Origin of the sequence: Thiobacillus denitrificans ATCC 25259, from assembly GCF_000012745.1 — a bacterium.
Classification (GTDB): Bacteria; Pseudomonadota; Gammaproteobacteria; order Burkholderiales; family Thiobacillaceae; genus Thiobacillus; species Thiobacillus denitrificans_B.
Window position 1 is genome coordinate 1,234,315 of the sequence record NC_007404.1, and the last position, 17,614, is coordinate 1,251,928.

The window sequence follows — 17,614 nt, forward strand, 5'->3', positions numbered from 1 at the left end:
CACACCGGTAAGCAAAGGCGATGAATGATGACACTTGAAAGACGCCGACGAGAAAAAAAGGTGGTGGCGTTTGTGATGGCAGGAGGTGAGGGCTCGCGTCTGCAGCCCTTGACGGCGGATCGCTGCAAGCCAGCCGTTCCCTTCGGCAGCCGCTACCGCATCGTCGATTTCGTACTGAGCAACCTGACCAATTCCGACATCCGCTCGATCTACGTGCTCGTGCAGTATCGGCCGCAGTCGCTGATCGAACACGTGCGCAAGGCGTGGACCGTCACCTCGCTGTTTGCCGATCAGTTCCTGACCGTGGTGCCGCCGCAGATGACCAAGACGTCGACCGTTTTCGGGGGAACCGCGGACGCGGTCTACCAGAGCCTCGACCTGATGAACATGCACCGTCCCGACCTCGTCGCGATATTCGGCGCCGACCACATCTATCGCATGGACGTGCGGCAGATGGTGCGCTTCCATTGCGAGCACGATGCCGAGGCGACGGTCGCGGCCTTGCCGGTTTCTCTAAACCAGGCGTCGAGTTTCGGCATCATCGAGACCGACGCGCAAAACCGGATCATCGGCTTCGACGAGAAACCCAAGGCGGCAAAACCGATGCCGGACGATCCCGACCATGCCTACGCGTCGATGGGGAATTATCTTTTCAACGCCGACGTGCTGCGCGAGGCGCTGGAGGAGGCGCACCGGCGCGGGGAGACCGATTTCGGCCGGCATGTCCTGCCGCGCCTCGCACAGAGCCACGGCGTCTACGCCTACAACTTCGCGACCAACGAAGTGCCGGGAACGAAGCGCTACGAGGAACAGGCCTACTGGCGCGACGTCGGCACGCTCGACACCTACTTCGACGCCCACCTCGACGTGCTCGGACTCGAACCGCGCTTCGACGCGTTCAACCCGCAGTGGCCGATCTATTCGAGCCACTATCAGGGTCCGACGGCACGTGTGTTGCGCGCGGAACTCGACAACGTCCTGCTCGGTGCGGCGACGATCGTGACCGGCGCAAAAATCCGCAACTCGATCCTTCGCCGGGAGGTCGTCGTCGAGCCCGGCGCCGAAATCGAGGACAGCGTGATCATGGATTACGTCTGTATCGGCGCCGGCGCGAAGCTGCGCCGCGTGATCATCGACCGCCACAACGTCGTTCCGCCCGGCGCGCGGATCGGCTACGACCACGATGCCGACCGCGCGGCCGGCTACCACGTCACCGAAGGCGGGGTCGTCGTCGCGCCGCTCGGCGACGTGCGCTTCTACGCGCGCGAGGCCTCGCGCCACAGCGGCGGCTATTCGGAGTAGCGCCTTAGGAGCCGGACCCGGCGGGCAGCCGTGCTAGACTCGCGCAAAACCCGAGACCCGCATGGCTGAGGAGAACGACCTGTCCCGCACCGAACCGGCGAGCGCGCGGCGCCTGCAAGACGCGCGCGCAGCCGGCGATGTGCCGCGTTCCTCCGAATTCGCCGCCTGGCTCGTGCTGCTCGCCGCCATCGGTGTGCTGAGCTGGCAGGGGCCCCGGCTGCTCGGTTCCTTGCAAACGCTTGTCGCCACGGCTCTGCAGCATGCTGCCAAACCTTTTTCGCCGGCCGTCGTCGAAGCCGTGGGCAGCGCGCTCTGGGCCGTACTGCCGGTTCTCGGTGCCGTCTTCGTCGCGGCGCTGATTGCGCCGCTGCTGCTCTCCCGCTGGGTCTACGCCCCAGGGTCCCATCCGCGCCGCCGTCATCCGTTTCACGCGGTCGCACGCCTGTTCTCCCTCGATTCCGTCGCCGACCTCGCCCTCACGCTGCTCAAGGTCGCACTCGCCGCGCTCGCCGTGTGGTGGGCGTTCGGCGCATCGACGCCGGGCATCGCCGCGCTCGACGCGATCGCCGCGGATGCCGCACCTGAAGCCGCCGCCGGCTGGCTGGGGCACGGCGTGCTCGCGCTCGTCGCTGGGCTCGCCCTCGTCGCCGCGCTCGACGCGGGATGGCAATGGCTGCGCTATCTGCGCCGTCATGCCATGACCTGGCAGGAGGTGCTGGCCGAGGCACGCGAAGCCGAGGTGCATCCCGAGATCCGGGCGCAGTTGCGTGGACGGCAACAGCAGGCGGGCGCAAGGCCCCGGCCCGCAACTGCTGAGCACCCCGTGATCGACGAGGTGATCGGATGAACGCGCAAGGCGTGATGCTCATGGGCATGCCGGTCAATCGCGTCGCGGTGCCGCTGCTGGTGCTGCTGATCCTGGCGATGATGGTGCTGCCGCTGCCCACCTTCATGCTCGACGTGCTGTTCACGCTCAACATCGCGCTCGCGATGATCGTGCTGCTCGTCAGCCTCAACGCGCGCCGCCCGCTCGATTTCTCGGTCTTTCCGACCGTGCTGCTGCTGACGACGCTGCTGCGGCTTTCGCTCAACGTCGCGTCGACGCGCATCATCCTGATGCAGGGGCATACCGGCCCGGATGCGGCCGGCAAGGTGATCGAGTCGTTCGGCAATTTTCTCGTCGGGGGCAACATCGCGGTCGGCTTCGTCGTTTTCCTGATACTCGTCATCATCAATTTCGTCGTCATCACCAAGGGCGCGGGACGGATCGCCGAGGTCGCGGCGCGCTTCACGCTGGACTCGATGCCCGGCAAGCAACTCGCCGTCGACGCCGATCTCAACGCCGGCTTCGTCGACGAATCGGAAGCGCGCATGCGTCGCGCCGAGATCGGCCGCGAGGCCGACTTCTACGGGGCGATGGACGGCGCGTCGAAGTTCGTGCGCGGCGACGCGATCGCCGGCATGATCATCCTGCTCGTCAACCTGATCGGCGGCATCGCGGTCGGCCTCTTGCAGCACGATCTCGGCGTCGGCGAGGCGCTCGCGCGCTACGCGCTGTTGACCGTTGGCGACGGCCTGGTCACGCAGATTCCCGCGTTGATCATCTCGACCGCGGCGGGCATCGTCGTCAGCCGCGCGTCGAGCGAGCAGGATTTGTCGCGAGAATTCTCGACCCAGATTTTCGGTCGGCCGCAGACCCTTTACGTCGCCGCCGCGGTGCTCGCGGCGCTCGGCGTGATTCCCGGAACCCCGCACGTCGCGTTTCTGACGATCGCGGCCGTCCTCGCGGCCCTCGCGCTCTGGCTCACACGGCACCGGGAAAGCGCCGCTTTCGACAGCACGCCGCTGCCGCCGATCGAAGAAGAGGCCCTCCCGGTCGATGTGACCTGGGACGACATTCCGCCCGTCGACGTCCTCGCGCTCGAGGTGGGCTACCGGCTGATACCGCTCGTCGACCGCAACCAGGGCGGTGCGGCGCTCACGCGCATCACCGAGTCGCGCCGTCGTTTTGCGACCGACATGGGCCTCGTCGTGCCGCTCATCCGCGTGCGCGACAACCTCGACCTCAAGCCCAACACCTTCCGCATCACGCTGAAGGGCGTCGACGTCGCGCACGGCGAGATGCCGACCGGCCAGATCCTCGCGGTCGACACGGGCGACGTCCTTGGCCGTATCGACGGCACGCCGGGCGTCGACCCGCTGATGCATCTCCCGGGCGTCTGGATCGACGCGGCGCGCGTGGAGGAAGCCGAACTGCGCGGCTTCGTCGTGCTCGAACCGGCCGAACTGATCGCCCGCCAGGTCGAGGCCGTCTTCCGCCAGCACGCGCCGGAGCTGCTCGGCCGGACCGAGGTCCAGCAGCTCCTCGATGCGCTCGCGCGCAGCCATCCCGGGCTCGTCGAGGACGTGACGCCGCGCCATCTGCCCCTGACCACGGTGCAGGCCATCCTGCAGCAACTGATCGCCGAGAACGTCCCGATCCGCGATACCCGCACCTTGTTCGAGACGCTCGCGGCGCGGGCGCCCAAAACGCAGGACATCGACGATCTCGTCGAAACCGTGCGCGCGGCGCTCGGCCGCAGCATCGTCGATCGCCTGTTCGAGGGCAGCGACACGTTGCTCGTCATCGGTCTCGCGCCGACGACCGAAAGCCGTCTGCTCTATGAAATGGGCGACGAGGGCGAGGCCTTGTTGGCGCCGAGCACCCTCGACGCGCTGAACGGTGCGGCCGAGCAGGCGGTCGCCGAACACGAGGCTGGAGGCCATCCGCCGGTGTTGCTGACCTCGCCCGGCCTGCGTGCGATTCTCTCGCGGCTGCTGCGTCGCACGCTGCCGCGGCTCGCGGTGATCGCCTACGCCGAGGTACCGGCCGACAAGACGGTCCAGGTGAACGTTGAATTGAGCATCGGGGAGACCCCATGAGCGTACAGACATTCGTCGCCACCACCGCACGCGAGGGGTTGGCGCGCGTACGGCAGGCGCTCGGCGACGACGCCGTCGTGCTGTCGACGCGTCCGCATCCGCAGGGCGTCGAGCTGCTCGCCAGTGCCTACGCTGAACTGGCTGCGCCCGACGCAGCGGACCTCGCGACCGAGGGCGCAAGCGGCTCACGCATCCTGAACGAGTTGTCGCGTCTGCGCGGACTGCTGCAGAACCAGCTCGCGGGCTTCGCGTGGGGCAGCGCCCGCCGGCGCGATCCGCGCCGTGTCATGGTGTTGCAGTCGATGTTCGCCGCCGGATTCGGCAGCACGCTCGCGCGCACGCTCGCCGCACGGCTGCCGCGCGGACTCGACGACGACGCCACGCAGCGCTGGCTCCGCCAGGTGCTGATCCGCAACCTGCCGTGCGTGGCCGCGCAAGACGAGCTACTCGATGCGGGCGGGTGCTATGCGCTGGTCGGCTCGACCGGCAGCGGCAAGACGACGACGCTGGCGAAGCTCGCAGCACGCGCTGTCGAGCACCACGGCAGCGAGGGCGTGGCGCTCGTCGCCGCGGACCCTTACCGGGTCGGTGCGCACGCGCAACTCGCCGTCTATGCCGAGCTGCTCGGCGTCGCGCTCCATCTCGCCGGCGACCCGGACGAACTGGCAAATCTGTTGCCGCGCCTGTCGGCCCACACGCTCGTGCTGATCGATACCGCGGGTTTCGCGCCTTCCGATCCCCGCAGCCGAGCCTTCGATCGCCTCGACGCCATCGGCGTCCAGCGGCTCGCGGTCGTCGCCGCGTCTCAGCAGGGCGCCGCGATCGAGCAGGCGATGGCGCGCTTCGGCCGCGGGGCGAAGGCGTGCATTCTCACCAAGCTCGACGAAACTCCGCAATTGGGCGCCGCGCTCGACAGCCTGATCCGCCACCGTCTGGCGCTGGCGTATGTGACTGGCGGCCAGCGCGTGCCCGAGGACCTGCATCGGCCGAGCGCGGCCTACCTCGTCGACCGCGCGCTGAAAGGGGGACGGCTCGCCACCCCTTACGCGCTCGAAGCGGAGGACTGGCCGCTGTTCGCCGGCGTCGAAGCCGAGCGCGACGAGCGTGCCGCGATGCGGGGATGAGCGGTGACTGACCAGGCCGCCGGTCTGCGCCGGCGCGCCGCCCGCCTGGCCACGCGCGCGGTCATGGTGTTTTCCGCATCGCCGCAGTCCGCGCCGCGCCTCGCCGAGGCTTTGCATGCGCACGGCCCGGTCGTGCTGCTGATCGACACGCAGGACCGTCAGTTCAGCGACTCGGCGCGCAATCTCTTCGGCTGGCGCCAGCAGCTCGAGCGTGGACAAGCGCTGACATTGCCGATGTCCTACGGGGCGGGCTGGCGCGCGCCGGGGGCGAGGCTGGACGAGCCGGCGCTCGCCGCGCTGGCGCGGCGCTACGACCTCGTCGTCGTCGACGCCGCACCCGACATACCCGAACTGGTCCTGATGCCCGGGGCGACGCATCTCGCTGCGATCGAGGTGCAGGCTTCTGTCGAATCACTACACTACGCATACCGTCTCGTGAAAACCCTGGCGCAGCGCCCGGCCGTGGCCGGCGTTGGACTTTTCGGCGACCCCGCCGCCTGTGCGCGTGTGCTTGCCGCAAGCGGCAACTTTCTCGCCGCGGCGTTCTCCGATACGGTATGCAGCGTGGCTGCAGAGACTGACGCTTTTGCCGCGCTTGCCGTTAGAATGAGCGCGGAGGAGGGCCGTTTGACGGCTTTTTATAACAAAGGGGCAAACCCGAATCATGGTCGGTAAACCATCGTCGCAGGACGAGCAGATCACCAAATATGCACCGCTGGTCAAGCGCATCGCGTATCACATGATGGCGCGCCTGCCGGCCAGCGTCGAAGTCGACGACCTGATCCAGGTCGGGTTGATCGGCCTCATGGACGCCGTATCGCGCTTCGACGGCACGCAGGGTGCGCAATTCGAGTCGTATGCGACGCAGCGCATCCGTGGCGCGATGCTCGACGAGTTGCGCGAGGCGGACTGGCTGCCGCGCCACGTACGGCAGAAGTCACGGCAGATCGAAGCGGCGATCCACAAGCTCGAACAGCGGCACGGCAAGGCGCCGAGCGAGTCGGAAATATCGGCCGAACTCGGCATTCCGATCGATCAGTACCAGTCGATGCTTGGCGACGTCAAATGCTCGCAGCTGCTCTACTACGAGGATTTTTCCGACGAGGACAGCGCGAGTTTTCTCGAACGCTATCTCGTCGACGGCAGCAACGATCCGCTCGCGGTGCTCGAGGACGAGGGCTTCCGCGCCAGCCTGATCGCAGCGATCCATCACCTGCCCGAGCGCGAGCGCAGCATGATGGGCATGTACTACGAGCAGGACATGAACCTCAAGGAGATCGGCGCGGTGCTCGGCGTCTCCGAATCACGCGTATGCCAGCTGCACTCGCAGGCCGTCGCGCGGCTGCGCGCGCAACTCAAGATCTGGAAAGACTGACCGCGGCCCGCGCCGACATGCGCGGTCAAATCCGCGATAATGGCGGCTTCGTCAATCCGCTCGCCGTCTTTCCATGAGCCAAGCCTCCCTCAAGAAAAAAGCCCTCGACTACCACCGCCTGCCCAGACCTGGCAAGCTCGAAGTCGTTTCGTCGAAACCCTGCGCGACCCAGGCCGACCTCTCGCTCGCCTATACCCCGGGCGTCGCCCAGCCGGTGCTGGAGATCGCGAAGAATCCCGCCAAGGCCTACGACTACACCAACAAGGGCAATCTCGTCGCCGTGATCACCGACGGTACCGCGATTCTCGGACTCGGTGACCGCGGCGCGCTCGCCGCGAAGCCGGTCATGGAAGGCAAGGCCGTCCTCTTCAAGCAATTCGCCGACATCGACGTCTACGACATCGAGGTCAATGCCAGAACGCCGCAGGACTTCATCAAGGTCGTCGAGGCGATCGCGCCGACCTTCGGCGGCATCAATCTCGAGGACATCGCCGCACCGCACTGCTTCGAGATCGAAGCCGCGCTGAAGAAGAAGCTCGACATCCCGGTGTTCCACGACGACCAGCATGGCACCGCCGTTATCATCTGCGCGGGGCTCATCAACGCGCTGCACGTCCAGGGCAAGACGCTCGACAGTGCGAAGATCGTCTGCCTCGGCGCGGGCGCCGCGGGGATCGCGTCGATGAAGCTCCTGCTCGCGATGGGCGCGAGGAAGTCCAACATCCTGCTCGTCGATTCCAAGGGCGTCGTGCACAAGGGGCGCACCGACCTGAACGCCTTCAAGAAGGGTTTCGCCCGCGCGACCAAACTGCGTACGCTCGAGGACGCGATGAACGGCGCCGACGTGTTCGTCGGCGTCTCGGGCGCCGACCTCGTGAGCCCGGCCATGGTCAAGAGCATGGCCGACAACCCGGTGGTTTTCGCGCTCGCCAACCCGAATCCCGAGATCTCGCCGGCGAAGGCGATGGCCGCGCGCAGCGACCTCGTGATGGCGACCGGACGCTCCGACTATCCGAACCAGGTCAACAACGTACTTGGCTTTCCCTTCATCTTCCGCGGCGCGCTCGATGCGCGCGCACGCGAGATCACGCAGGACATGCTGATCGCCGCCGTCAACGCGCTCGCCGAACTCGCGCGCGAGCCGGTTCCGGCTGCGGTGCTCAAGGCCTATCAGCTGAAGAAACTCAAGTTCGGACCGGACTACATCCTGCCCAAGCCTTTCGACCCGCGGCTGGCCGAGCGTGTGCCGCAGGCCGTCGCCAAGGCGGCCCGGAAGGCCGTCAGAAAACGGCGCTGAGCGAACAAAACACGGCCGTGAAGCCCGTCCCGCGCCCCGTTTATCTCGATCTGTTCCGCATCCATCTGCCCCTGCCGGGCTGGGTGTCGATCCTGCACCGGGTGTCGGGCGCGCTGCTGTTTCTCGCGTTGCCGACGGGCGTATGGCTGCTCTCGGTCTCGCTGTCGGACGAGGCGGGCTACCGGTACGTCAGCGAGGTCTTCGCGCATCCGCTCGCGCGCACCGCCACGCTGGTGCTGGTCTGGGCCGCGAGCCATCACTTCTTCGCCGGGCTGCGCCACCTGGCGCTCGACGTGCACTGGGGCGAAGACCTCGCGTCGGCGCGCCGGAGCAGCCTCGCCGTGATGGTCGCGGCGGGGCTCGCGACGGGCCTCGCCGCGTGGAGACTGTTCGGATGAAAGCCGCGACCGGCTCGCACACGGGGACCGGAACCTGGCTCGTGCAGCGCGCGACGGCGGTCGTGCTCGCGCTGGCCCTGCCGCTCCTGCTGCTGCGCTTTCTCGCCGCGCCGCCGCTCGACTTCGCCGCCTGGCAGGCGCTGCTCGCGCCGCTCTGGCTGCGTCTGCTGATGCTGCTCGCGGCCGGCGCGCTGGCCCTTCACGCCTGGGTCGGCGTGCGCGACATCCTGATGGATTACGTCCATGCGACCGGACTGCGCCTGACGATATATATGGCCGTGATCGGCACCCTGGCGACGAGTGTCGCGTGGCTCGCCGCGATCCTGTTCGGCCCGGTCTTCGGGCGCGCGGCGTGAACCGGCGCCGCTTCGACGCGCTGATCGTCGGCGGCGGCGGTGCCGGCCTGCGCGCCGCGCTGCAGCTTGCGCGCTCGGACCACAAGGTCGCCGTGGTGTCGAAGGTATTCCCGACACGCTCGCACACCGTTTCTGCACAGGGCGGCATCACGGCGGCGCTGGCGAACGTCGACGACGACCGCTGGGAATGGCACATGTACGACACGGTCAAGGGCGGCGACTGGCTGGGCGACCAGGATGCGATCGAGTTCATGTGCCGCGAGGCGGCGTCGGCCGTCTACGAACTCGAACACATGGGGCTGCCGTTCTCGCGGCTCGACGATGGCAGGATCTACCAGCGGCCCTTCGGCGGGCAGTCGAAAAACTTCGGCGGCGAGCAGGCGACGCGCACCTGCGCCGCGGCCGACCGCACCGGCCATGCGCTGCTGCACACGCTCTACCAGCAGAACATCGCGCACCGCACGCAATTCTTCGACGAATACTTCGCGCTCGACCTCGTGCGCGACGACGCGGGCTACTGCCTCGGCGTGACCGCGCTTTCCATCGAAACCGGCGAGCCGGTGTTGATCGAGGCGCGCACGACGCTGCTCGCGACGGGCGGGGCAGGGCGCATTTTCGGCAACACCAGCAACGCGATGATCAACACCGGCGACGGCCTCGGCATGGTCCTGCGCGCCGGCCTGCCGCTGCAGGACATGGAGTTCTGGCAGTTCCACCCGACCGGGATCGCCGGCGTCGGCAGCCTTATTACCGAAGGCGCGCGTGGCGAGGGCGGCTACCTGCTGAACCGTCACGGCGAGCGCTTCATGGAGCGCTACGCACCGCACGCCCGGGACCTCGCCGGCCGCGACGTGGTCGCCCGCGCGATCGCGATCGAGATCGCGGAAGGGCGCGGCTGCGGGCCCCGGGCGGACTACGTCGAGCTCAAGATCGACCAGCTCGGCGAACAGACCATTTCGGAGAAACTGCCGGGCATCCGCGAACTCGCGATCCGCTTCGCCGGCGTCGACCCGGTCGAGAAGCCGATTCCAGTCGCACCGACGGCGCACTACATGATGGGCGGCATTCCGACCGACCTGCATGGCCAGGTCGTCGCCCCCGCGCGCTTCGGCCCCGAGGAGCCGGTGCCCGGCCTCTATGCCGTCGGCGAGTGTGCCTGCGTGTCGGTGCACGGCGCGAACCGCCTCGGCGGCAACTCGCTGCTCGACCTCATCGTCTTCGGCCGCGCCGCGGGCCGGCACATGCTCGACTACCTGCGCGACAACCCCTACCCGCGCGCGCTGCCCGAGAATGCCGCCGAAGCGAGCCTGCAGCGCCTCGCGCGCTGGGAGCGCCCGGGCGGCGAACGCGTCGCCGCGATCACCGACGACCTGCGGCGCATGATGGGCGCGCACGCCGGCGTTTTCCGCACCGAGACGAGCCTGCGCGAAGGCCTGCGCAAACTCGACCTGCTCGAAGCGCGGCTCGCGCACGCCGGCCTGCAGGACACCAGCCGCATCTTCAACACGGCGCGCATCGAAGCGCTCGAGCTGGAAAACCTGATCGGGGTCGCGCGCGCGACCCTGGTCTCGGCGATCCACCGCACCGAGAGCCGCGGCGCCCATACGCGCGAGGACTTCCCGCGACGCGACGACGAGAACTGGCTCAGGCACACCCTCTATTCGCGCGAGGGGGATCAGGTGGATAGCAAGCCGGTGCGCTTGAAGCCGTTGACCGTGGAGTCGATACGGCCGAAGGAGAGGGTGTATTGATGGTTCAGGGGCGGGTTAAGCAACGGGCGAAACGCGAAGCCATTGCCCATACTGGACGGCATTCACGGCGTTGGCGTAGGACGCCGATATGAAATTCCGCGTCTACCGCTACTCTCCGGAGTCCGGCAAAAAACCCTTCATGCAGGACGTCGAGCTCGACATCGACCCGGCCGGCAAGATGCTGCTCGACGCGCTGCTCGCGATCAAGGCTCAGGACGAAACTTTGTCGTTGCGCCGCTCGTGCCGCGAGGGCGTGTGCGGGTCCGACGCGATGAACGTCAACGGCAGGAACCGGCTCGCCTGCATCACGCCCTTGTCCGAACTGAAGGAGCCGATCGAGGTGCGGCCGCTGCCGGGGCTGCCCGTGATCCGCGATCTCGTCGTCGACATGGAGCCGTTCTACAGGCAGTACCGCTCGATCAAGCCCTGGCTCATCAACGACGATCCCGAGCCCGAAGTCGAGCGCATGCAGAGCCCGGAAGACCGCGGGCTGCTCGACGGCGCCTACGAATGCATCCTGTGCGCCTGCTGCACGTCGTCGTGTCCCTCGTACTGGTGGAACCCGGAGAAGTTCGTCGGCCCAGCCGGACTGCTGCAGGCCTACCGCTTCATCGCCGACTCGCGCGACGAAGCGACCGCAGCGCGCCTCGACAACCTCGAGGATCCCTACCGGCTGTATCGTTGCCGCGGCATCATGAACTGTGTCGACGTCTGCCCCAAGGGCCTCAACCCTGCGGGGGCGATCGCGCGGATCCGCACGCTGCTGGCCAAACGCCGTGTCTGAGTCACGGCCGGCGGTGGATGATGCCGAAGGCGCAGGGGGAAATTTTCCCGACGACGCGGGCAACCTGCAAAGCGCCCGGATCGCCTGGCGCTGCCGTCGCGGCCTGCTCGAGCTGGATCTCTGGCTGGGTGGCTTTTGGGCCGCGCAGCGCGCTACACTTCGGTCTCGTGAGACCGCCGCGTTCGTGCGCCTCCTGGCCTTGTCGGACATGGAAATCCTCGACAGGCTGCACGGCCGCTCGGCGCCGGACGATGCCGACGTCGACGCGCTCATTCAACGCCTGAAAAATTTTCGAGAAGCAAAATGAAGAAAACCGTCACCCTCACTTTCAGCGACGGCAGTCCCGCGATTGAATTGCCGATCGAAGAGGGCACCTACGGCAAGCCCGTGATCGACATCCGCGCCCTCGGCGCACACGGCTATTTCACGCACGACCCGGGCTTCACCGCGACTTCGAGCTGTACCTCGTCGATCACCTACATCGACGGCGACGAAGGCCTGCTGTACTACCGGGGCTACCCGATCGACCAACTCGCCTACCAGTCGGACTTCATGGAAGTCAGCTACCTGCTGCTGCACGGCGAACTGCCGACGGCGGAACAGAAGGCCGGGTTCGAGCAGTCGATCCGTCACCACACGCTGCTGCACGACCAGATCGAAAACGTGTTCCGCGGCTTTCGCCGCAGCGCGCACCCGATGGCGGTGATGATCGGCGTGACCGGCGCGATGTCGGCCTTCTATCACGCCGGCCTCGACAACTTCAATCCCGAGCACCGCGAGATCGTCGCCCACCGCCTGATCGCCAAGATCCCGACCGTCGCCGCGTGGGCGTACAAGTTCAACGAGGGCCAGCCCTTCGTCTACCCGCAGAACCGCCTGTCCTACGCCGAGAACTTCATGTACATGATGTTCTCGAGCCCCTGCGAGGAATACGTGCCCAACCCGGTGCTGGCGCGCGCGCTCGACCGCATCTTCATCCTGCACGCCGACCACGAGCAGAACGCGTCGACCTCGACGGTACGGCTCGCCGGGTCGAGCGGCGCCAACCCCTACGCCTGCATCGCGAGCGGCATGGCGTCGCTGTGGGGGCCGCTGCACGGCGGCGCCAACGAAGCCGTGCTCCGCATGCTCGAGGAGATCGACGACGCGTCCAAGATTCCCGATTTCATCAAGCGCGCGAAGGACAAATCCGATCCTTTCCGCCTGATGGGCTTCGGTCATCGCGTCTACAAGAACATGGACCCGCGCGCGGCGATCATCCGCCGCACCTGCTACGAGGTGCTCGACGAGCTTGGCCTGCGTGACGATCCGCAGTTCAAGATCGCGCTCGAGCTCGAGCGCATCGCGCTTGAGGACGAGTACTTCATCGAGCGCAAACTCTATCCGAACGTCGACTTCTATTCGGGCATCATCTTCCGCGCGATGGGTATTCCGACCAGCATGTTCACGGCATTGTTCGCGATGGCGCGCACGGCCGGCTGGGTCGCGCAGTGGCACGAGATGTTATCCGACCCGGCGCACAAGATCGGCCGCCCGCGCCAGCTCTACGCGGGTCCGGCGCGACGCGACTTCGTGCCGCTCGACCAGCGCAGGGCCTGAGCTCGCCGCCGGCATGAGCGCGCCCGACTGGCTTTCGACCTCGCCGCTCTACTCGGGCAACGCGGCGTATCTCGAGCAGTTCGGCGACGCCGCCCTCGCGGCCTGGCTCGGCCGACCGGTGTCGGCCGCGACTGACGAATCGGACGCCGCGCAGGTCGCCGTCCTGCGTCTGATCAACGCCTATCGCTATCTGGGTGTTCGCCAGGCTGCGCTTGATCCGCTGCGCCGTTTCGAGCCGCCGTCGACCCCCGAACTCGATCCCGCACACTACGGCCTGACCGACGCCGACCTCACGCGCGAATTCGATACCGGCTCGCTGTTCGGGGTCGAGCGCACGACGCTCGACGACATCCTGCAGCGCTTGCGCAGCGCCTACTGCGGCCACGTCGGCGTCGAATACATGCACATCACGGAGGTCACGCGCAAGCGCTGGCTGCAGGAACGCATCGAATCGGCGCAGGGCCGTTTCGGCGTCACGGCGGCGCAGAAAAAACGCCTGCTCAAGCGACTGACCGACGCCGAGACGCTCGAGAAATTCCTGCACACGCGCCACGTCGGGCAGAAGCGTTTTTCGCTCGAAGGCGGTGAAAGCCTGATCCCGCTGCTCGACCACGTGATCGCCCGCTGCGCACGGCACGGCGCGAAGGAAATCGTCATGGGCATGGCGCATCGCGGCCGCATCAACGTGCTCGTCAACATCATGGGCCGCACGGTCGACAGCCTGTACGACGAGCCGCAGGACGGCCATCCCGAGACACCGCTGTCGGGCGACGTCAAATACCATCAGGGATTCTCGACCGACATGGGCACCGACTACGGGCCGGTCCATCTCGCGCTCGCCTTCAATCCCTCGCATCTCGAAATCGTGCACCCGGTCGTGCGCGGCTCGGTGCGTGCGCGCCAGGACCGGCGCGGCGACGTGCTCGGCTACGAGGTCGTGCCGGTGATCCTGCACGGCGACGCGGCGCTGTCGGGGCAGGGCGTCGTCATGGAAAGCCTCAACATGTCGCAGACGCGGGGCTTCCGCAACGGCGGTGCTATCCACGTCGTCATCAACAACCAGATCGGCTTCACTACATCCGATCCGCGCGACGTGCGCTCGACGCTTTATTGCACCGACGTCGCGAAGATGGTCGAAGCGCCGGTCCTGCACGTCAACGGCGACGACCCCGAGGCGGTCGCGTTCGCGGTCCAAACCGCGGTCGACTACCGCTACACCTTCCACAAGAACGTCTTCATCGACCTCGTCTGCTATCGCCGTCACGGCCACAACGAACAGGACGAGCCGCTGGCCACCCAGCCCTTGATGTACCGGCGCGTGCAGGCGCATCCGAGCACGCGCACGCTCTACGCCCAGCGCCTGGTCGACGAGGGCGTGCTGACCCAGGCCGAGGCCGACGATCTGGTCGACGTGTGTCGCGAGCGCCTCGAGCACGGCAGGCCGCTGAGCGCGCCGGCACTGTCCGATTTCAAGGAAACCTTCGCCACCGACTGGAGCCGCTTCCGCGGCGATGCGGGCGCCGCGACGCCGGGTATTTCCGCGACGCGCCTCGACTTTCTCGGCGAGCGCATCACGACGCTGGAGCACGAGATCGAGCTGCATCCGCGCGTGCAGAAGGTGCTCGACGACCGCCGGCGCATGCGTGCGGGCGAACTCGCGGTCGACTGGGGCTACGCCGAGAACCTCGCCTACGCGAGCCTGCTCGACGTCGGCTACAACGTCCGCGTCTCGGGCCAGGACTCGGCACGCGGCACCTTCTTCCACCGCCACGCGGTGTGGCACGACCAGAAGCGCGAACGCCGGCAGAGTGGGGTCTACGTGCCGCTCGAACACATCCACGCGCGCCAGGGCAACTTCACGATCATCGATTCGCTGCTGTCGGAGGAAGCCGTGCTCGCGTTCGAGTACGGCTATTCGACGGCCGATCCCGACACGCTCGTCGTGTGGGAGGCGCAGTTCGGCGACTTCGCGAACGGCGCACAGGTCGTCATCGACCAGTTCATCACCAGCGGCGAAGCCAAGTGGGGCAGGCTCTGCGGCCTCACCCTGATGCTGCCGCACGGCTTCGAGGGGCAGGGGCCCGAACATTCGTCGGCGCGCCTCGAACGCTTCCTGCAACTGTGCGCACAGGAAAACATCCAGGTCTGCGTGCCGACGCTGCCCGCGCAGATGTTCCACCTCCTGCGGCGGCAACTGCTGCGCCCGCTCAGAAAGCCGCTCGTCGTTCTGAGCCCGAAAAGCCTGCTGCGCCACCCGGCGTCGACCTCGTCGCTGGCCGACCTCTCGGACGGCGCCTTCCTGCCGGTCATCGACGATCCGCGCCAGCCGCGCGAGGCGCGGCGCGTCGTCGTGTGCAGCGGCCGGGTCTGGTTCGACCTCGAAGCGGCCCGGGCTGCCCGCGGCCTCGACGATGTCGCACTCGTGCGCATCGAGCAGCTCTATCCCTTCCCGGACGCCGAATTCGGCGCAGTGCTCGACGTCTATCCGCTCGCCGGAACATTGGTCTGGGCACAGGAAGAGCCGATGAACCAGGGCGCCTGGTATCAGACGCTGCACCACCTCAATCGCTGCGCCCCGGCCGGACGACGTTTCCACTACGCCGGCCGGCCCGCGGCCGCGGCGCCCGCGTCGGGCTACATCTCGCGCCATCGTGCCGAACTTGAAGCGCTGCTGCGCGACGCCCTGGAGACCTCGTATGAAGTTTGAAGTACGCGTGCCCACGCTGTCGGATTCGGTCGCCAGCGGCACGCTTTTGCCGTGGCGCAAGGCGGTCGGCGACACGGTCGCGCGCGACGAGACGCTGGTCGATCTCGAGACCGACAAGGTCATCCTCGAAATCCCCGCGCCGGCCTCAGGCACGCTGGTCGAGGTGCGCGCGGTGGGGGGCGCCGAAGTCAGGGCGGACGAAGTCATTGCCCTGATCGAGACTGGCGAGGCCGCCGCGGCGGGCGCGCGCGAAAACGCGACGCCTGCCGCGCCCGCGCCGGCGCCCCCGGCCGCGACTGCGCCCGCTCGGGCCGCAGCGCCGGCGGAGTCTCCGTCAGTGGCGGCGCCGCCTCCCCGCGTGGCGACGGCCACCGCGCCGCAGCCGCGGGTCGCCCCGCCTCCGGCCCGTGCCGCCGCGCAGCCGGGCGAGAGCCGTCGCGAGCCGATGTCGCGTCTGCGCCAGCGCGTGGCCGAGCGCCTCGTCGCGGCACAGCACACGGCGGCCATGCTCACCACGTTCAACGAAGTGAACATGCAACCCGTGAACGAATTGCGCCAGCGCTTCAAGGCCGACTTCGAGGTCCGCCACGGCGTCAAGCTCGGCTACATGTCGTTCTTCGTGCGTGCGGTCTGCCGGGCGCTCGAAGCCTTCCCGATCGTCAACGCGCGGATCGACGGCAATGACATCGTGTGGCATGGCGACGCCGACATCGGCATCGCGATTTCGAGCCCGCGCGGACTCGTCGTGCCCATCCTGCGCCGCGCGCAGCAGCTCTCGTCGGACGAAATCGAACGCGCGATCGCCGACTTCGCGCGGCGCGCACGCGACAGCAAGCTCGCGCTCGAGGAGCTCGCCGGCGGGACGTTCTCGATCACGAACGGCGGCGTGTTCGGCTCGCTGCTCTCGACCCCGATCCTCAATCCGCCGCAGTCGGCGATTCTCGGCATGCACACGATCCAGGAAAGGCCGGTCGCCGAGCATGGCCAGGTCGTGATCCGGCCCATGATGTATCTCGCGCTGACCTACGACCACCGGCTGATCGACGGCCGCGACGCGGTGCAGTTCCTGGTCGCGGTCAAGGCGGCGCTCGAAGCGCCCGACGCGCCGCTGCCGGAATACCGCGCATGACGCGGCCGGATCAGCGGAGCGAGGCAGATCGGGCGTCTAGCACGCTGCTCGAGGTCGAAGACCTGCATTTCGCGTTCGATGGCAAAGCCGTTCTGAAGGGTGTTTCCCTCGCCATTCCGCGCGGCAAGGTGGTCGCGATCCTCGGCGTCAGCGGTTGCGGCAAGACGACGCTGCTCAGGCACTTCGGCGGCCAGCTGCAGCCCGCGCGCGGGCGCGTGCGTTTCGACGGGCAAGTCGTTCACGAACTCGACAACGCCGGTCTTTACGCGATGCGACGCAAGATGGGCATGATGTTCCAGGTCAGCGGCCTGTTCAGCGACCTGTCGGTGTTCGACAACATCGCCTACCCGATGCGCGAGCACACCGACCTGCCTGAGGACGTCATCCACGACCTCGTCCTGATGAAGCTCCACGCCGTCGGCCTGCGCGGCGCCTGTGCGCTGCGCACGCGCGAGCTCTCGGGCGGAATGGAGCGGCGCGTCGCGCTCGCGCGCGCGATTGCGCTCGACCCCATGCTCATCATGTACGACGAGCCTTTCGCCGGTCTCGATCCGATCTCGCTCAACACGATCGGCGACCTGATCCGCCGTCTGAACGACGCGCTCGGCCTGACGTCGATCTTCGTGACCTACGACGTCTCGGAATCGCTCAAGGTCGCCGACTACGTGTACTTCCTGCACGAGGGCGTGGTCGTGGCCGAAGGGGAGGCAGCGGGCATGATCGACTCCGACGATCCCTTCGTGCGCCAGTTCGTCCATGCCGAGCCCGATGGCCCGGTGCGCTTCCAGTATCCAAGCCGGCCCTACCGCGACGAACTCGAGCTCGGGACGGGCGACCGCTGAGCGCCGCGCGCGAGCCAGACGCCACCGG

Annotated in this window: 16 protein-coding genes; all 16 read left to right on the forward strand. The window is 67.6% G+C overall.

The features are described from left to right. Positions 1 to 27 precede the first annotated feature (27 nt). The 16 genes from TBD_RS05915 to TBD_RS05990 all read left to right on the forward strand — a co-directional run bounded on the left by TBD_RS05915 (position 28) and on the right by TBD_RS05990 (position 17,586). A complete protein-coding gene (locus TBD_RS05915; RefSeq protein WP_081430025.1) occupies positions 28 to 1,302 on the forward strand; it encodes a glucose-1-phosphate adenylyltransferase in 1,275 nt (424 codons plus the stop codon). 61 nt (positions 1,303 to 1,363) lie between these two features. Further along, positions 1,364 to 2,149 carry an EscU/YscU/HrcU family type III secretion system export apparatus switch protein gene (locus TBD_RS05920; RefSeq protein ID WP_011311688.1) on the forward strand — a complete coding sequence of 262 codons (786 nt, stop codon included), beginning with the start codon at positions 1,364 to 1,366 and terminating at the stop codon, positions 2,147 to 2,149. Continuing rightward, positions 2,146 to 4,224, forward strand: coding sequence for a flagellar biosynthesis protein FlhA (gene flhA, locus TBD_RS05925; protein WP_011311689.1), 2,079 nt, complete (start codon positions 2,146 to 2,148; stop codon positions 4,222 to 4,224). Before TBD_RS05920 ends, flhA begins: the two co-directional genes overlap by 4 nt. Next, positions 4,221 to 5,348, forward strand: a complete 1,128-nt coding sequence (gene flhF / locus TBD_RS05930; protein ID WP_011311690.1) for a flagellar biosynthesis protein FlhF — start codon at positions 4,221 to 4,223, stop codon at positions 5,346 to 5,348. The genes flhA and flhF overlap by 4 nt, the downstream gene beginning before the upstream one ends. A gap of 3 nt (positions 5,349 to 5,351) precedes the next feature. Then, the gene (locus TBD_RS05935; protein ID WP_011311691.1) at positions 5,352 to 6,023 is read left to right on the forward strand and encodes a hypothetical protein; all 672 of its coding nucleotides are present in this window, start codon (positions 5,352 to 5,354) and stop codon (positions 6,021 to 6,023) included. Then, positions 6,013 to 6,723, forward strand: coding sequence for an RNA polymerase sigma factor FliA (locus TBD_RS05940; RefSeq protein WP_011311692.1), 711 nt, complete (start codon positions 6,013 to 6,015; stop codon positions 6,721 to 6,723). The genes TBD_RS05935 and TBD_RS05940 overlap by 11 nt, the downstream gene beginning before the upstream one ends. Positions 6,724 to 6,796: 73 nt before the next feature. Then, positions 6,797 to 8,020 (forward strand): malic enzyme-like NAD(P)-binding protein, encoded by a 1,224-nt coding sequence (locus tag TBD_RS05945; RefSeq protein ID WP_011311693.1) that lies wholly within the window; start codon positions 6,797 to 6,799, stop codon positions 8,018 to 8,020. A gap of 17 nt (positions 8,021 to 8,037) precedes the next feature. Next, positions 8,038 to 8,418, forward strand: coding sequence for a succinate dehydrogenase, cytochrome b556 subunit (sdhC, locus tag TBD_RS05950; protein ID WP_011311694.1), 381 nt, complete (start codon positions 8,038 to 8,040; stop codon positions 8,416 to 8,418). Continuing rightward, a complete protein-coding gene (gene sdhD / locus TBD_RS05955) occupies positions 8,415 to 8,774 on the forward strand; it encodes a succinate dehydrogenase, hydrophobic membrane anchor protein (protein ID WP_011311695.1) in 360 nt (119 codons plus the stop codon). Before sdhC ends, sdhD begins: the two co-directional genes overlap by 4 nt. Then, complete coding sequence (sdhA, locus tag TBD_RS05960) at positions 8,771 to 10,525, forward strand: succinate dehydrogenase flavoprotein subunit (protein ID WP_011311696.1); 1,755 nt, start codon at positions 8,771 to 8,773, stop codon at positions 10,523 to 10,525. The genes sdhD and sdhA overlap by 4 nt, the downstream gene beginning before the upstream one ends. Positions 10,526 to 10,613: 88 nt before the next feature. After that, positions 10,614 to 11,309 (forward strand): succinate dehydrogenase iron-sulfur subunit, encoded by a 696-nt coding sequence (locus TBD_RS05965; protein WP_011311697.1) that lies wholly within the window; start codon positions 10,614 to 10,616, stop codon positions 11,307 to 11,309. A gap of 13 nt (positions 11,310 to 11,322) precedes the next feature. Then, positions 11,323 to 11,616, forward strand: a complete 294-nt coding sequence (locus TBD_RS05970; RefSeq protein ID WP_238376503.1) for a succinate dehydrogenase assembly factor 2 — start codon at positions 11,323 to 11,325, stop codon at positions 11,614 to 11,616. Beyond that, positions 11,613 to 12,908 (forward strand): citrate synthase, encoded by a 1,296-nt coding sequence (gltA, locus tag TBD_RS05975; RefSeq protein ID WP_011311699.1) that lies wholly within the window; start codon positions 11,613 to 11,615, stop codon positions 12,906 to 12,908. Before TBD_RS05970 ends, gltA begins: the two co-directional genes overlap by 4 nt. A gap of 13 nt (positions 12,909 to 12,921) precedes the next feature. Beyond that, positions 12,922 to 15,615: a 2-oxoglutarate dehydrogenase E1 component gene (locus TBD_RS05980; protein WP_041432422.1), complete on the forward strand. Its 2,694-nt coding sequence runs from the start codon at positions 12,922 to 12,924 to the stop codon at positions 15,613 to 15,615. Beyond that, complete coding sequence (gene sucB, locus TBD_RS05985) at positions 15,605 to 16,744, forward strand: dihydrolipoyllysine-residue succinyltransferase (RefSeq protein ID WP_011311701.1); 1,140 nt, start codon at positions 15,605 to 15,607, stop codon at positions 16,742 to 16,744. The genes TBD_RS05980 and sucB overlap by 11 nt, the downstream gene beginning before the upstream one ends. Further along, positions 16,741 to 17,586: an ABC transporter ATP-binding protein gene (locus tag TBD_RS05990; RefSeq protein ID WP_011311702.1), complete on the forward strand. Its 846-nt coding sequence runs from the start codon at positions 16,741 to 16,743 to the stop codon at positions 17,584 to 17,586. The genes sucB and TBD_RS05990 overlap by 4 nt, the downstream gene beginning before the upstream one ends. Positions 17,587 to 17,614: the final 28 nt, after the last annotated feature.

Excerpts from the sequence above, each read along its gene's own strand:
- TBD_RS05915 (WP_081430025.1), top strand. The coding sequence starts at position 28 with ATGACACTTGAAAGACGCCGACGAGAAAAAAAGGTGGTGGCGTTTGTG.
- TBD_RS05920 (WP_011311688.1), top strand. The coding sequence starts at position 1,364 with ATGGCTGAGGAGAACGACCTGTCCCGCACCGAACCGGCGAGCGCGCGG.
- flhA (WP_011311689.1), top strand. The coding sequence starts at position 2,146 with ATGAACGCGCAAGGCGTGATGCTCATGGGCATGCCGGTCAATCGCGTC.
- flhF (WP_011311690.1), top strand. The coding sequence starts at position 4,221 with ATGAGCGTACAGACATTCGTCGCCACCACCGCACGCGAGGGGTTGGCG.
- TBD_RS05940 (WP_011311692.1), top strand. The coding sequence starts at position 6,013 with ATGGTCGGTAAACCATCGTCGCAGGACGAGCAGATCACCAAATATGCA.
- TBD_RS05945 (WP_011311693.1), top strand. The coding sequence starts at position 6,797 with ATGAGCCAAGCCTCCCTCAAGAAAAAAGCCCTCGACTACCACCGCCTG.
- sdhD (WP_011311695.1), top strand. The coding sequence starts at position 8,415 with ATGAAAGCCGCGACCGGCTCGCACACGGGGACCGGAACCTGGCTCGTG.
- TBD_RS05965 (WP_011311697.1), top strand. The coding sequence starts at position 10,614 with ATGAAATTCCGCGTCTACCGCTACTCTCCGGAGTCCGGCAAAAAACCC.
- gltA (WP_011311699.1), top strand. The coding sequence starts at position 11,613 with ATGAAGAAAACCGTCACCCTCACTTTCAGCGACGGCAGTCCCGCGATT.
- TBD_RS05980 (WP_041432422.1), top strand. The coding sequence starts at position 12,922 with ATGAGCGCGCCCGACTGGCTTTCGACCTCGCCGCTCTACTCGGGCAAC.
- sucB (WP_011311701.1), top strand. The coding sequence starts at position 15,605 with ATGAAGTTTGAAGTACGCGTGCCCACGCTGTCGGATTCGGTCGCCAGC.
- TBD_RS05990 (WP_011311702.1), top strand. The coding sequence starts at position 16,741 with ATGACGCGGCCGGATCAGCGGAGCGAGGCAGATCGGGCGTCTAGCACG.